This is a genomic window from Pseudomonas aestiva (assembly GCF_039908605.1).
In the GTDB taxonomy this organism is placed as follows: Bacteria; Pseudomonadota; Gammaproteobacteria; order Pseudomonadales; family Pseudomonadaceae; genus Chryseomonas; species Chryseomonas aestiva.
This window is the reverse complement of record NZ_CP150916.1, coordinates 653,192-666,380: the sequence shown is the minus strand read 5'-3', so window position 1 is coordinate 666,380 and position 13,189 is coordinate 653,192. Positions and strand designations below refer to the sequence as shown.

The following is a 13,189-nucleotide window of genomic DNA, read 5'->3' as shown; positions in this document are numbered from 1 at the left end:
CTCCCATGTTGCGTCGCCTGCTGCTCGTCTCCGCGCTGCTGTTCCTGGCGGCCTGCACCCGCGCGCCCCTGGTGACGCCCCAGGAGGTCTTTCCCGCCGACCGCACGGAGAACGCCGCCGATGTCCGCCGCGCCATCGTCGACACCCTCGAACGCCGTGGCTGGAGCGTCGGCCAGGAGAGCCCCGGCCTGGTGGTCGCCAGCATCGTGGTGCGCGATCGCCACCAGGCCTGGGTCGATATCCCCTACAGCACCAAGGGCTATCAGATCCGCTACCGCGACAGCGCCGGCCTCGACTACGACGGCGAACGCATTCATCGCAACTACAACAAATGGGTCCAGCTGCTCGACGCCGACATCCGCCGGCAATTGCAGTTGCCCGCCCCCGCAGCCGACGCGGAATGACCGCCCGCGGCCTGCGCGATAGCGCAGAACGCCGCTCTCCAGGCTGACGGCGCGGACGTTCTGGGTTAAACAGTCATCCCCACCACCACAAGGAAGTCGCCATGCGTACCCTAGCCTCCACCCTCGCCCTTACCCTGAGCCTCGCCACCCTGCTGCCCAGCGCCGCCCAGGCCCGCGACACCACCCTGCAACTGCCCTTCGCCGAAGTCGTCCAGGAAGCCCTGGCCGCCAAGCGTCTGGATGGCAGCGTGAAGTTCTACCTGGCCGGCAACCCGGTGCCGGGTAAGGCCACGGTAATCAACTCCAGCATCACCACCAACCAGAAGACCAACGCCTTCAACAAGACCGACGAGGTCGCCTGCCGCTGGGTGCTGCAATCGGCGCTGATCCGCCTGCAGGAAGCGGCCAAGGCCGCCGGTGCCAATGCGGTCACCGACATCACCAGCTACTACAAGAAGAACGAGTGGAGCGATCCCACCCGCTACGAGTGCCACGCCGGCGCTCTCATGGCCGGTGTCGCCCTCAAGGGCAAGCTGGTCATCCTCAAGTAGCTCGGAACGGCGGCGCGGCCGGGTGGGTCTTTCTAGAGACCTACCTAGAGGCCGCCGCCATGCCCACGTTTCGCGTCCACTACCGCAAGGACGGCGAGTCCCGCCAGCTCGACCTCGAGCATCCGCAGGCCAGTCTCGCCCCGCACGAAGCCGCCCTGGCGGTGCTGGAACAGCTGCGCGCCGACGCCGAGAACAGCCTGGCGCTGCCGCCCGCCGATGCCCCCGCCGCGGCCATCCTGCGCCAGGCGGAGGTGCATGGACTGACGGATATCCAAGTGGAGCCGCTGGCTTCGTAGGTTGGCGCTGAGCGCAGCGAAGCCCAACGGGCGGGACTGGCGGTGTCTGGCCACCCTCACCCCAGCCCTCTCCCGGAGGGAGAGGGGGCGGTTGAACTCCGTAGCGTGGAAAACGGCGCAGCCTTTTCCACTAACGGGCTCCAGTACCAAGGGTGGATAAGGCTACGCCGTTATCCACGCTACCCGTATGCCCCTGTAGGTTGGCGCTGAGCCTGGCGAAGCCCAACACCGCCAGATCTCAGCCCAGGAACAACCGGTACGCCGGATTCTCGGTTTCGTCCCAGTAGCGATAGCCGATGGCATCCAGCGTCGCCAGCAGCTCCGGCCGTTCGGCCTGGCTGGCTTCCAGCCCCGCGAATACCCGACCATCCGCCGCGCCGTGGTTGCGGTAGTGGAACATGCTGATGTTCCAGCGCCCGCCCAGCTTTTCGAGGAAGTCGAACAGCGCGCCCGGTCGCTCGGGGAATTCGAAGCGGAACACCTGCTCCTGGCCCACCCGCGCGGCATGACCGCCCACGGTGTGGCGGATATGCAGCTTGGCCAGTTCATTGTCGGTCAGGTCCAGCACCGGGAAACCCTGGTCGCGCAGCCCGTGCAGCAAGGCCTCGCGCGGATCGCGCTGCGGATGGGTCTGGACGCCGACGAAGATATGGGCCTCTTCGCCAGTATGGTAGCGGTAGTTGAATTCGGTGATCTGCCGCCGGCCCAGGGCCTCGCAGAAGGCCCGGAAGCTGCCCGGCCGCTCGGGGATGGTCACGGCAATGATGGCTTCGCGCTGCTCACCCAGTTCGGCGCGTTCGGCCACGTGCCGCAGGCGGTCGAAGTTGATGTTGGCACCGGAATCGATGGCCACCAGCACCTGGCCGCCACTGCCTTCACGCTCGGCGTACTTCTTGATCCCGGCCACGCCCAGGGCGCCCGAGGGTTCGGTGATGGAGCGGGTGTCGTCGTAGATGTCCTTGATCGCCGCGCAGATCTCGTCCGAGCTGACGGTGATCACCTCGTCGACATAACGCCGGCAGATCTCGAAGGTATGGTGGCCGATCTGGGCCACGGCCACGCCATCGGCGAACAGCCCGACTCGCGGCAAGACCACTCGCTCGCCAGCCGCCATGGCCTGCTGCAGGCAGTTGGAGTCGTCCGGCTCGACGCCGATGACCCTGATCTCGGGCCGCAGGTATTTCACATAGGCGGCGATGCCGGCGATCAGGCCACCCCCGCCCACGGGGACGAAGATGGCATCGAGACGCCCCGGATGCTGGCGCAGGATCTCCATGGCCACGGTGCCCTGGCCGGCGATGACGTCCGGATCGTCATAGGGCGGCACGAAGGTGTAGCCCTGCTCCTCGACCAGGCGCAGCGCCTCGGCCAGGGCCTCGGGAAAGGCGTCGCCGTGCAGCACCACCTCGCCACCGCGCGATTGCACGCCGATGACCTTGAGCTCGGGGGTGGTGCGCGGCATGACGATGATCGCCCGCACGCCCAGCTCGCGGGCCGCCAGGGACAGGCCCTGGGCATGGTTGCCGGCGCTGGCGGTGATCACCCCGCGGGCCTTCTCGGCGGTCGAGAGGCTGGCCAGCTTGGTGTAGGCGCCGCGGATCTTGAAGGAAAACACCGGCTGCAGGTCTTCGCGCTTGAGCAGCACCTGGCAGCCCAGCCGCTCGGACAGCGCCCGCGCCGGCTGCAGGGGCGTTTCGATCGCCACGTCGTAGACGGGGGCGAGCAGGGTCTTCTTCACGTACTGTTCGAGCATCGGCGGGACGATCCGGTAGGTGCGGCGGGGGCGAAAAGTCTACTACGGGCACCCCCGGGTGGGTTAGCCAGGCCGTCCGAGCGGCTATAATCGGCGACCCTCCACCCGTTTCGCGGATACCCCCATGAATCAGGACCAGCTCAAGCAGGCCGTCGCCCAGGCCGCGGTCGACCTCATCCTTCCCCAACTCTCCCGCGACAGCGTGATCGGCGTGGGCACCGGCTCGACCGCCAACTTCTTCATCGACCTGCTGGCCAAGCACAAGCTGGAATTCGACGGCGCCGTGGCCAGCTCCCAGGCCACCGCCGACCGGCTGAAGAGCCATGGCATCACCGTCTATGACCTCAACGGTGTCAACAACCTGGAATTCTATGTGGACGGTGCCGACGAAGCCGACGGCCACCTCAACCTGATCAAGGGCGGCGGCGCGGCCCTGACCCGCGAGAAGATCGTCGCCGCAGTGGCGCGCACCTTCATCTGCATCGCCGACGCCAGCAAGCGCGTCGAGGTACTCGGCGAATTCCCGCTGCCGGTCGAGGTCATCCCCATGGCCCGCAGCTATGTGGCCCGCGAACTGGTCAAGCTGGGCGGCGACCCGGAATACCGCGACGGCGTAGTGACCGACAACGGCAACGTCATCCTCGACGTGCACAATATGCACATCGTCGATCCAGTGGGCCTGGAAGCCAAGATCAACAACATCGTCGGCGTGGTCGCCAACGGCCTCTTCGCCGCCCGCCCGGCGGACGTGCTGCTGCTGGGCACCGCCCAGGGCGTGGAGCGCCTGGAGCGCAGCTAAGCCACCCGTAGCGTGGAAAACCGCGCCAGCGTTTTCCACAGGTGAGCTCAAGCACGGCCAGTGGATAAGGCTGCGCCGTTATCCACGCTACGGCGTTTATCGCGGCCATGGCGGTCCGCCGACGCGGCCGCTCCTACAAAAGTATCATCCCTGTAGGAGCGGTCGCTACGACGCACCGGCATGGCCGCGATGAAACCTCCGCCAGCACGAAAGCAAAAAAGCCCCGGTCAGGCGAACTCGACCGGGGCTTTTTCATGGTGCATTAACGCTTAGAACAGCACGCGGCAACGGATGGTGCCCTTGATGTTCTGCAGCTTTTCCTGGGCCAGGTCGGAGTAGTCGGCGTCGACGTCGATCACCACGTAGCCGACCTTCTCGTCGGTCTGCAAGTACTGACCGGAGATGTTGATGCCGCTCTCGGAGAAGACGCGGTTGATCTCCGACAGCACGCCCGGCACGTTCTGGTGGATGTGCAGCAGGCGGTGCTTGCCCGGGTGCGACGGCAGGGCCACTTCGGGGAAGTTGACCGAGGACACCGAGGTGCCGTTGTCGCTGTACTTGACCAGCTTCTCGGCCACTTCCAGGCCGATGTTAGCCTGGGCCTCGGCGGTGGAGCCACCGATGTGCGGGGTCAGGATGACGTTGTCCAGGCCGCGCAGCGGCGAGACGAATTCGTCGTTGTTGGAGCGAGGCTCCACCGGGAAGACGTCGATGGCGGCGCCGATCAGGTGCTCGTCCTTGATGGCGGCGGCCAGGGCGTCGAGGTCGACCACGGTGCCGCGGGCGGCGTTGATCAGGATGCCGCCCTTCTTGATGGCGCGGATCTCGCGCTCGCCCATCATCAGCTGGGTGGCGGGGGTTTCCGGCACGTGCAGGGTGACGATGTCGCTCATGCCGAGCAGTTCGGTCAGGGAGCCGACCTGCTGGGCGTTGCCCAGGGGCAGCTTGGTGATGACGTCATAGAAGAACACCTGCATGCCCAGGCCCTCGGCCAGGACCGACAGCTGGGTGCCGATGGAGCCGTAGCCGATGATGCCCAGCTTCTTGCCGCGGATCTCGAAGGAATTGGCCGCGCTCTTGATCCAGCCGCCGCGATGGCAGGAGGCGTTCTTGGCCGGGATGCCGCGCAGCAGCAGGATGGCCTCGGCCAGCACCAGCTCGGCGACCGAACGGGTGTTGGAATAGGGCGCGTTGAACACGGCGATGCCGCGCTCGCGGGCGGCCTGCAGGTCGACCTGGTTGGTGCCGATGCAGAAGCAGCCGACGGCGACCAGCTTCTTGGCGCAGTCGAACACCTCTTCGGTGAGCTGGGTGCGCGAGCGGATGCCGATGAAGTGGGCGTCGGCGATCTTTTCCTTGAGCTGGGCATCCGGCAGGGAGCTGGTGACGTACTCGATGTTGCTGTAACCCGCGGACTTCAGGATATCCACGGCGGACTGGTGGACGCCTTCCAGGAGAAGGAAGCGGATCTTGCTCTTGTCGAGGGAAGTCTTGCTCATCTGCGTTGAATCCAGAGTGTCCAGGGAGAAGGATGCCGGCGCGGCGCAGGCCAGTTCAGCCAGCGGCAAAGGGGGCGCTATCTTAGCATGAGCCGTCGCATGCAGGTCCGGTTGCGACCTGAAGCTTTCTCAGGGCGACCATGAGCGCCTTGCGACCAGGACCGCGCCGCGGCCCGCGCTTTTGGTTAAGATCGTGAGGTCAAGATCGCCCGCAGACGCCACTCACCAGGAGCACCAGATGGCCTACCAGCACCAGTACCTCGATGGCACCAAGATCCACTTCCCCCTGGGCAAGGTCGTCTGCATCGGCCGCAACTACGCCGAGCACGCCAAGGAGCTGAACAACCCGGTTCCCACCGAGCCCCTGCTGTTCATCAAGCCGGCCAGTTGCGTGGTGCCGGTGGCCGAGGGCTTCGCCATCCCCACCGATCAGGGTTCGGTGCACTACGAGGCTGAGATCGCCGTGCTGATCGGCAAGCCGCTGTCGAAGAAGCCGTCGACCGAAGAGGTGCGCGACGCCATCTCCGGCTTCGCCCCTTCCCTGGACCTGACCCTCAGAGAGGTGCAGAGCCGGCTCAAGGAAAAGGGCTATCCCTGGGAGATCGCCAAGAGTTTCGACGGCGCCTGCGTGCTCGCGCCCTTCGTGCCGGGCGATGCCTTCGAGGACCTGGCCGACATCCCGGTGCGCCTGACCATCAATGGCGAGGTGCGCCAGGACGGCAACAGCCGCGACATGCTCAATCCCATCCTGCCGCTGATCCAGGCCATCGCCGGGCATTTCTCCCTGCAACCGGGCGACGTCATCCTCACCGGCACGCCGGTGGGTGTCGGACCTCTCAACGTGGGCGATGACCTGGTGCTGGAGTTGCCGGACGTTAGCCGCTTCGAAACGCGCGTGCTATAACCCCGCCACCCACCGTCTCCCGGCCGGTGCCGGGCGACGGTGTGCCGGCGCGGCCACGACGCTCCAGGCCTTGCCTGAAAAGTGCCTACGCTCGGCGACTTTGCAGACAAGCCATAACAAGAAGCCGTACGAGCCCGCATGTCCAGACTCCCCCGCCTCATCCTGTCGCGCCTCCTTCCCGCCTTCGTCCTGCTGGTGCTGATCGTCCTCACCTTCGTCTGGCACTGGAACGACCGGGCGCTGCTCTGGTGGCAGGAATACCGCACGCCGCCGGAAATCCGCGCCCAGGCGGTCTGGCTGCCGGACTACCAGGCGGTGATCCAGGGCAAGCAGCTGCCGGGGCTGGCCGAAGCCGAGACCTCCGATCTCACCTACGACCCCCGTACCCGCACCCTCTTCGCCGTTACCGGCAGCACCCCCTACCTGGTGCAGCTGAGCCTGACCGGCGACATCCTCAGACGCATCCCGATCCGCAACGTCTCCAACCTGGAAGGCGTGACCGCCCTGGAAGACGGGCGCCTGGCCATCGTCGACGAACGCCAGCGGCGGCTGTCGCTGTTCCAGCTGAAGGACGACACCCGGGAGCTGGATGCCAACACCTTCGAACACCACGACCTGGGCTTTCCCGACGCCGGCAACAAGGGCTTCGAAGGCATCGCCTGGGACCGGCGGCACCAGCGCCTGATCCTCAGCAAGGAGCGCGACCCGGCCGCCCTCTTCACCCTGGCCAGCGACGGCCGCGGCGTTACCGGCAGCCTGCAACCCTTTCCGCTGAAGCAGCTGGTGATCGACTACTCCGCGGTGGCGGTCGATCCGCGCACCGGGCACCTACTGGCGTTGTCCGACCAGTCCCATACCCTGGTGGAGCTGACCGCCGAGGGACAACCGGTCAGCTTCATCAGCCTGAGACGTGGCCTGCACGGCCTGGACGCGACAATGGAGCAACCGGAAGGCGTGGCCCTCGACGAAGCCGGCAATCTCTACCTGATTGGTGAACCCAATCTCTTCCACGTGTTTCACAAGGTGTCCAAAGCGGCGCAATGAGCGCCTATTCAGCTTGAATTCAGGGTGGCGCCCTTAGGCTGCGCGGCATTACCGCCTCAGGACCCTGTCGATGTTTCCGCTGTTTTCCCCTCGCACCCTGGGCGCCTTGCTGAGCGGCGCCCTGCTGCTGGCCCTGACCCTGGTGGCCCAGCAGCACCGGCTATTCGAGCGGCTCCTGTTCAACGTCCAGAGCCAGCTTCAGGCCGAGAGCCGCCAGGCCCGTTCGCTGTGGCTGCCGAGCTACCGGGTCACCGTCGAAGCCCGCACCATTGGCGAGGGCATCACCGATGTCTCGGCGCTGAGCTTCGATCCGGATCGCCGCACCCTGGTCAGCGTCACCAACAAGCCGGCGCGCTTTCTCGAACTGGACCTGGACGGCCGGCTGCTGCGCCAGGTGGAGCTCAGGGGCTTCAGCGATCCGGAAGCCATCGAGTACATCAAGCCGGGTGTCTACATGATCAGCGAAGAGCGCCGCCAGCGCCTGGTGCGGGTACGGATCGGCGCCGACACGCGAGTAGTGGACGTCGACGACCGCCAGGTCAGCCACCCCTTCAGCCTCAGCGACGTGCAAAGCGACAACCGCGGCAACGAAGGCCTGGCCTACGACGCGGCACGCGAGCGCTTCTTCGTCGCCAAGGAAAGCGATCCGGTACGCATCTACGAGATCGACGGCCTGGGCAGCGAAGCCTTCGAAGGCCTGCAGGCGCTGTCGCTGCGCACGGATCCACAACGTGATCGCCGCCTGTTCGTGCGCGATCTCTCCAGCCTGCAATTCGACCCCGGCACCGGCCACCTGCTGGCGCTCTCGGATCAGTCGCGCCTGGTGCTGGAACTGGACGACGACGGCAAGCCGATCAGCTCGCTGTCGCTGCTGCGCGGCCAGCACGGCCTGAGCCGCAGCGTGCCCCAGGCGGAAGGCGTGGCCATGGACGACCAGGGCCGGCTGTACGTGGTCAGCGAGCCGAATCTGTTCTATCGGTTCGAGAAGCCGTGAGGTAGATGCTCATCGCGGCCATGCCGGTGCGCCGTAGCGACCGCTCCTACAGACCGGGAAACACCTGTAGGAGCAGCCCATGGCCGCGATCAGTTCCTAGCCTTCCCTCCCCCACAGGAAGAGAGGGAGTGGTTCCGCGCTAGCGGATAGCCTGGCGACAATGAATCGCGAATCTGCCTTTGGCGCTGTACACGAACGTTCGCTCGGACAGCCCCCTCTCCCTCCGGGAGAGGGTTGGGGTGAGGGCGCGCCTGGCAACAACTCTTCAGGTGGAAAAGGCTGCGCCGTTTTCCACGCTACGCAGCCGGTATTGGGTTGAGCGTAGCGAAGCCCAATAGACCGGCGCGGCTTTTCCCTCACCCCAGCCCTCTCCCAAGGGGAGAGGGGGTGGCTCTGCGCTAGCGGATAGCCTGGCGACAATGAATCGCGAATCTGCCTTTAGCGCTGCACACGAACGTTCGCTCGGACAGCCCCCTCTCCCTCCGGGAGAGGGTTGGGGTGAGGGCGCGCCTGGCAACAACTCTTCAGGTGGAAAAGGCTGCGCCGTTTTCCACGCTACGCAGCCGATATTAGGTTGAGCGTAGCGAAGCCCAACGGACCGAAGCGGCTTTTCCCTCATCCCAGCCCTTGCTCGGAGGAAGAAGGTCATCCAGCGCGGGGCGCGGCTCCCGATTGCCCTACTCCCCCTGCTCGAACAACTCTTCCAGATAGCGCCGCGCATTGGCCACATAGACCTGGGCGTTGGCCGCCAGCTGCGCCTGCTGGGCGTCGCTCAGGGTGCGCACCACCTTGGCCGGCGAGCCGAGCACCAGGGAGCCGTCGGGAATCACCGCGTTCTCGGTGACCAGGGCGTTGGCGCCCACCAGGCAGTTGCGCCCGATGCGCGCGCCGTTGAGCACCACGGCGTGGATGCCGATCAGGCTGCCGTCGCCGATCTCGCAGCCATGCAGCATGGCCTGGTGGCCGACGGTGACGCCACGCCCCAGGGTCAGCGGCGAGCCGGGATCGGTGTGCAGCACGGCGCCGTCCTGCACATTGCTGTCCGGGCCGATATGGATCAGCTCGTTGTCGCCACGCAACACCGCGCCGAACCAGACGCTGGCGCCTTCCTCCAGGCGGACCTTGCCGATCACCGCGGCGGTAGGCGCGACCCAGCTGTGCGGATGGGCGTCGACACGGTGTTCTCCCAGGCGGTACTTCATGGCGGTCATCCTCGTGTTGTTAGGGTTGGCGGAAAGTCCGATTGTTCGCCGAGGTGAACGACGGGCGCAATCGGCAACGACCGGCGTCTTCGCGTTGTTGCAAGTCATTCTCGATAGCGAAAGAATGCCCTCAGGGAACCTAAGACCGCAGGACTGCGACGAATGACCACGGCCAGAGCGCTGGGAAAGCAGCCCGGCCTTTGCAAAGCTGGCTGCCGCTGACCGCGCAGCCCTCTGGCACAGTACCGTCAGCCATCCCGGCCCAGGCCGGTTTCCCGAGACCACCGGAATCTGCGAGCGCCCGATGCGTACCACCTGGAAATTCCTGCTGCCCCTCGCCGTCACCGGACTGCTGGCGCTGCTGCCGGCACCGGAGGGCCTGCCCGCTCATGCCTGGCTGTACTTCGCCCTCTTCGCCGGCGTGGTGGTGGGACTGATCCTCGAACCCCTGCCCGGCGCGGTGGTCGGCCTGATCGGGGTGGCCGTGGCGGCCCTGCTGGCGCCCTGGGTGCTGTTCAGTCCGGCGCAGCTGGCGACACCGGGCTTTCGCGCGCCCCAGGAGGCGCTGAAATGGGGCCTGGCGGGCTTTTCCAACAACACCGTCTGGCTGATCTTCAGCGCCTTCATGTTCGCCCTGGGCTACGAGAAGACCGGGCTCGGGCGACGCATCGCTCTCTTGCTGGTCAAGGCCATGGGCCGGCGCACCCTGACCCTGGGCTACGCGGTGATGCTGGCCGATCTGGCCCTCGCACCCTTCACCCCGTCCAATACCGCGCGCAGCGGCGGCACCGTCTACCCGGTGATCCGCAACCTGCCGCTGCTCTACGATTCCAAGCCCAACGACCCCAGCGCCCGGCGCATCGGTTCCTATCTGATGTGGGTGGCGATCTCCTCCACCTGCGTCACCAGCACCCTGTTCCTGACCGCCCTCGCCCCCAATCTGCTGGCCGCCGCGCTGATCGAGAAGACCGCCCAGGTGCACATCAGCTGGGGCCAGTGGTTCATCGCCGCCGCGCCCATGGGCATCCTGCTGCTGGCCCTGCTGCCGCTGCTGGCCTACTGGCTGTATCCGCCGGAGATCAAGCGCAACGACCAGGTGCCGCTGTGGGCGGCCAAGGAACTGGCCGCACTCGGCCCGCTGACCCGCGATGAAAAGCTGCTGCTGGCCCTAGTGATCGGTGCCCTGGCGCTGTGGATCTTTGGTGCCGCCTGGGCCGATCCGGCGCTGGTGGGCATCCTGGTGATCGTGCTGATGCTGCTGCTGAAGGTCATCACCTGGAACGATGCCCTGGGCAACAAGGCCGCCTGGAACACCTTCGCCTGGTTCGCCACCCTGGTAGCCCTGGCCGACGGCCTGACCCGGGTCGGCTTCGTCGCCTGGTTCGGCCAATGGGTCGCCGGCCACCTGGGCGGCTTCCACGCCGGCACCGCCATGGTGGTGCTGGTGGCGGTCTTCTATCTCGCCCACTACCTGTTTGCCAGCTCCACCGCCCACACGACGGCGCTGCTGCCGGTGATGCTGGCCGCCGGCATGGGCATCCCCGGCATCGACCTGCCGGTGTTCGCCCTGCTGCTGGGCACCTCGCTGGGGCTGATGGGCATCATCACGCCCTACGGCACCGGGCCGAGCCCGGTGTACTACGGCAGCGGCTACCTGCCCAGCGCGGACTACTGGCGGCTGGGGACCATTTTCGGCGCGCTGTTCCTGCTGGTACTGCTGGGGATCGGGGTGCCGTGGATCATGATGGTGGTGTGAGGCCGAGGCCCGGGCGGAGTACCGTAGGTTGGGCTTCGCTGTGCTCAGCGCCAACCTACGAATACCGATGTTCGAGATGGCTAGGCACCGTTGGGCTTCGCTGCGCTCAACCCAACCTACCGGACCCAACCTACACCCCTCCCCAAAATTTCCCCGCCCACCCGACCTTTTGCTTAGGGACCTAAGCATCCCTTCGGCGTAGAATCCACATTCTTAGTGTGCTTTCGATAATACCCGCAGAGGTCGTCATGTCCCACCGTATTCGCCATCCCGGTTTCGCCGCCAAGCGCCAGAGCGCCGAGCAGGCCGCGCTGTTCATTCGTCACGGCATGACCGTCGGCATGAGCGGCTTCACCGGGGCCGGTTACCCCAAGGCCGTGCCCGGCGCCCTGGCCCAGCGCATCACCGCCAGCCACGGCGCCGGCGAGCCCTTTCGCATCAAGGTGCTGACCGGCGCGTCCACCGCACCGGAGCTGGACGGCGCCCTGGCGCGGGTCGATGGCATCGAGTTGCGGGTGCCCTTCCAGTCCGATCCGGAGTTGCGCAGTCGCATCAACGCCGGTGGCCTGGAGTACATGGACATCCACCTGGGCCAGCTGGCGGAAAAGGTGCGCTATGGCTTCTTCGGCAAGATCGACGTGGCGGTGGTGGAGATCGCTGCGATCCGCGAAGACGGTCTGCTGGTGCCCTCCTCCTCGGTGGGCAACAACAAGACCTGGCTGGACATGGCCGATGCGGTGATCCTCGAGGTCAATCGCTGGCAGCCCGACGCCCTGGACGGCATGCACGACATCTACACCGACGGCGCCCTGCCGCCCCACCGCACGCCCATTCCCCTGGCGCACCCCGGCGACCGCATCGGCTCGCCCTATCTGGAGGTGCCGCTGGACAAGGTGGTGGCCGTGGTGGAGACCGATGCCCCCGACCGCAACAGTCCGTTCAAGGCCCCGGACGCCGCCTCCCAGGCCATCGCCGCGCACCTGCTGGACTTTCTGCGCTTCGAGGTACGCCAGGGGCGTATCCCGGCCAATCTACTGCCCATCCAGTCGGGGGTCGGCAACATCGCCAACGCCTTCATGCAGGGCCTGGCCGAGAGCGAGTTCGCGGGGCTGACCGCCTTCACCGAGGTGATCCAGGACGGCATGCTGGAGCTGCTCATCAGCGGCAAGATGGAGCTGGCCTCGGCCACCTCCTTTTCCCTGAGTCCGGCGGGCATCGAGCTCTTCGTCGAGCACGCCGAGTCGCTGCGCCAGCGCATCATCCTGCGCCAGCAGGGCGTGAGCAATCATCCGGAACTGGTGCGACGGCTGGGCTGCATCGCCCTGAACGGCATGCTCGAAGCCGACCTCTATGGCAACGTCAACTCCACCCACCAGATGGGCACCGGGATGATGAACGGCATCGGCGGCTCCGGCGACTTCGCCCGCAATGCCTATCTGTCGGTGTTCATGGCGCCGAGCATGGCCAAGAACGGGCTGATCTCGACCCTGGTGCCTATGGTCAGTCACGTCGACCACACCGAGCACGATGTCTCGGTGATCGTCACCGACCAGGGCCTGGCCGACCTGCGCATGCTCAGCCCCAAGCAGCGCGCCCGGGCCATCCTGGAGCACTGCGTGCACCCGAGCTTCCGTCCGGCGCTGGAGGATTATTTCGAACGCGCCCTGGCCGGCAGCCACGGCAAGCACACTCCGCACCTGTTGCCCGAGGCTCTGGCCTGGCACGAACGCTACCTGGTCACCGGCAGCATGCTCGGCCCCACCGCCCAGGAAGCCCACGACTGAAAGGCAAGGCGCCCGAGGCCTCTCGGGCGCCCTTTCGCTCCGCCATCCCCGCCGTCCGTCGGCCATATGCAACTTATTGTGACTTTTTGCCAGCGCGCTGTGTAAAAAGCTGCCTTGTCGGATTCCCAGCCGACATTCCGGGTGATAAAAGACGTGAAATCTCTGAGCAATGTCCTTGATCTGCAAGGGGCATTGCCGTTCGC

General features: G+C 66.3%; 12 protein-coding genes. 9 read left to right on the top strand and 3 right to left on the bottom strand.

Features of this window, described 5'->3' with window-relative positions:
- The first annotated feature begins 5 nt into the window (after nucleotides 1-5).
- The 3 genes from AABM56_RS03100 to AABM56_RS03090 all read left to right on the top strand — a co-directional run bounded on the left by AABM56_RS03100 (nucleotide 6) and on the right by AABM56_RS03090 (nucleotide 1,251).
- On the top strand, nucleotides 6-404 hold the full coding sequence (locus tag AABM56_RS03100; protein WP_133862242.1) for a hypothetical protein: 399 nt from the start codon (nucleotides 6-8) through the stop codon (nucleotides 402-404).
- Nucleotides 405-505: 101 nt separating this feature from the next.
- Complete coding sequence (locus AABM56_RS03095) at nucleotides 506-955, top strand: excinuclease (protein WP_133862243.1); 450 nt, start codon at nucleotides 506-508, stop codon at nucleotides 953-955.
- 59 nt (nucleotides 956-1,014) lie between these two features.
- On the top strand, nucleotides 1,015-1,251 hold the full coding sequence (locus AABM56_RS03090; RefSeq protein WP_133862244.1) for a hypothetical protein: 237 nt from the start codon (nucleotides 1,015-1,017) through the stop codon (nucleotides 1,249-1,251).
- A gap of 238 nt (nucleotides 1,252-1,489) precedes the next feature.
- Here AABM56_RS03090 and ilvA read toward each other — a convergent pair whose 3' ends face one another.
- On the bottom strand, nucleotides 1,490-3,004 hold the full coding sequence (ilvA, locus tag AABM56_RS03085) for a threonine ammonia-lyase, biosynthetic (RefSeq protein WP_133862245.1): 1,515 nt from the start codon (nucleotides 3,002-3,004) through the stop codon (nucleotides 1,490-1,492).
- 124 nt (nucleotides 3,005-3,128) lie between these two features.
- Here ilvA and rpiA point away from each other — a divergent pair, with 124 nt between their 5' ends.
- Nucleotides 3,129-3,803 (top strand): ribose-5-phosphate isomerase RpiA, encoded by a 675-nt coding sequence (gene rpiA / locus AABM56_RS03080; protein WP_133862246.1) that lies wholly within the window; start codon nucleotides 3,129-3,131, stop codon nucleotides 3,801-3,803.
- A 269-nt stretch (nucleotides 3,804-4,072) separates the two neighbouring features.
- Here the strand turns inward: rpiA and serA are convergent, their stop codons facing one another.
- On the bottom strand, nucleotides 4,073-5,302 hold the full coding sequence (gene serA / locus AABM56_RS03075) for a phosphoglycerate dehydrogenase (RefSeq protein ID WP_017639986.1): 1,230 nt from the start codon (nucleotides 5,300-5,302) through the stop codon (nucleotides 4,073-4,075).
- Nucleotides 5,303-5,540: 238 nt separating this feature from the next.
- Between serA and AABM56_RS03070 the strand changes: the two genes are divergently transcribed.
- The 3 genes from AABM56_RS03070 (at nucleotide 5,541) to AABM56_RS03060 (ending at nucleotide 8,244) form a co-directional block, all read left to right on the top strand.
- Complete coding sequence (locus AABM56_RS03070) at nucleotides 5,541-6,206, top strand: fumarylacetoacetate hydrolase family protein (RefSeq protein WP_133862247.1); 666 nt, start codon at nucleotides 5,541-5,543, stop codon at nucleotides 6,204-6,206.
- A gap of 138 nt (nucleotides 6,207-6,344) precedes the next feature.
- On the top strand, nucleotides 6,345-7,250 hold the full coding sequence (locus AABM56_RS03065) for an SdiA-regulated domain-containing protein (protein ID WP_263259571.1): 906 nt from the start codon (nucleotides 6,345-6,347) through the stop codon (nucleotides 7,248-7,250).
- A gap of 70 nt (nucleotides 7,251-7,320) precedes the next feature.
- A complete protein-coding gene (locus AABM56_RS03060; protein ID WP_133862249.1) occupies nucleotides 7,321-8,244 on the top strand; it encodes an SdiA-regulated domain-containing protein in 924 nt (307 codons plus the stop codon).
- Nucleotides 8,245-8,921: 677 nt separating this feature from the next.
- Here the strand turns inward: AABM56_RS03060 and AABM56_RS03055 are convergent.
- Nucleotides 8,922-9,446, bottom strand: coding sequence for a gamma carbonic anhydrase family protein (locus AABM56_RS03055; RefSeq protein ID WP_133862250.1), 525 nt, complete (start codon nucleotides 9,444-9,446; stop codon nucleotides 8,922-8,924).
- Nucleotides 9,447-9,750: 304 nt separating this feature from the next.
- Here AABM56_RS03055 and AABM56_RS03050 point away from each other — a divergent pair, with 304 nt between their 5' ends.
- Both AABM56_RS03050 and AABM56_RS03045 read left to right on the top strand, forming a co-directional pair.
- Nucleotides 9,751-11,202, top strand: coding sequence for an anion permease (locus AABM56_RS03050; RefSeq protein ID WP_133862251.1), 1,452 nt, complete (start codon nucleotides 9,751-9,753; stop codon nucleotides 11,200-11,202).
- Between the two features lie 248 nt (nucleotides 11,203-11,450).
- Nucleotides 11,451-12,986 carry an acetyl-CoA hydrolase/transferase family protein gene (locus AABM56_RS03045; protein WP_133862252.1) on the top strand — a complete coding sequence of 512 codons (1,536 nt, stop codon included), beginning with the start codon at nucleotides 11,451-11,453 and terminating at the stop codon, nucleotides 12,984-12,986.
- Nucleotides 12,987-13,189: the final 203 nt, after the last annotated feature.

Bases quoted from the DNA above. Each gene is read 5' to 3' on its own strand.
- AABM56_RS03100 (WP_133862242.1), top strand. From the start codon at position 6: ATGTTGCGTCGCCTGCTGCTCGTCTCCGCGCTGCTGTTCCTGGCGGCC.
- AABM56_RS03095 (WP_133862243.1), top strand. From the start codon at position 506: ATGCGTACCCTAGCCTCCACCCTCGCCCTTACCCTGAGCCTCGCCACC.
- AABM56_RS03090 (WP_133862244.1), top strand. From the start codon at position 1,015: ATGCCCACGTTTCGCGTCCACTACCGCAAGGACGGCGAGTCCCGCCAG.
- ilvA (WP_133862245.1), bottom strand. From the start codon at position 3,004: ATGCTCGAACAGTACGTGAAGAAGACCCTGCTCGCCCCCGTCTACGAC.
- rpiA (WP_133862246.1), top strand. From the start codon at position 3,129: ATGAATCAGGACCAGCTCAAGCAGGCCGTCGCCCAGGCCGCGGTCGAC.
- serA (WP_017639986.1), bottom strand. From the start codon at position 5,302: ATGAGCAAGACTTCCCTCGACAAGAGCAAGATCCGCTTCCTTCTCCTG.
- AABM56_RS03070 (WP_133862247.1), top strand. From the start codon at position 5,541: ATGGCCTACCAGCACCAGTACCTCGATGGCACCAAGATCCACTTCCCC.
- AABM56_RS03065 (WP_263259571.1), top strand. From the start codon at position 6,345: ATGTCCAGACTCCCCCGCCTCATCCTGTCGCGCCTCCTTCCCGCCTTC.
- AABM56_RS03060 (WP_133862249.1), top strand. From the start codon at position 7,321: ATGTTTCCGCTGTTTTCCCCTCGCACCCTGGGCGCCTTGCTGAGCGGC.
- AABM56_RS03055 (WP_133862250.1), bottom strand. From the start codon at position 9,446: ATGAAGTACCGCCTGGGAGAACACCGTGTCGACGCCCATCCGCACAGC.
- AABM56_RS03050 (WP_133862251.1), top strand. From the start codon at position 9,751: ATGCGTACCACCTGGAAATTCCTGCTGCCCCTCGCCGTCACCGGACTG.
- AABM56_RS03045 (WP_133862252.1), top strand. From the start codon at position 11,451: ATGTCCCACCGTATTCGCCATCCCGGTTTCGCCGCCAAGCGCCAGAGC.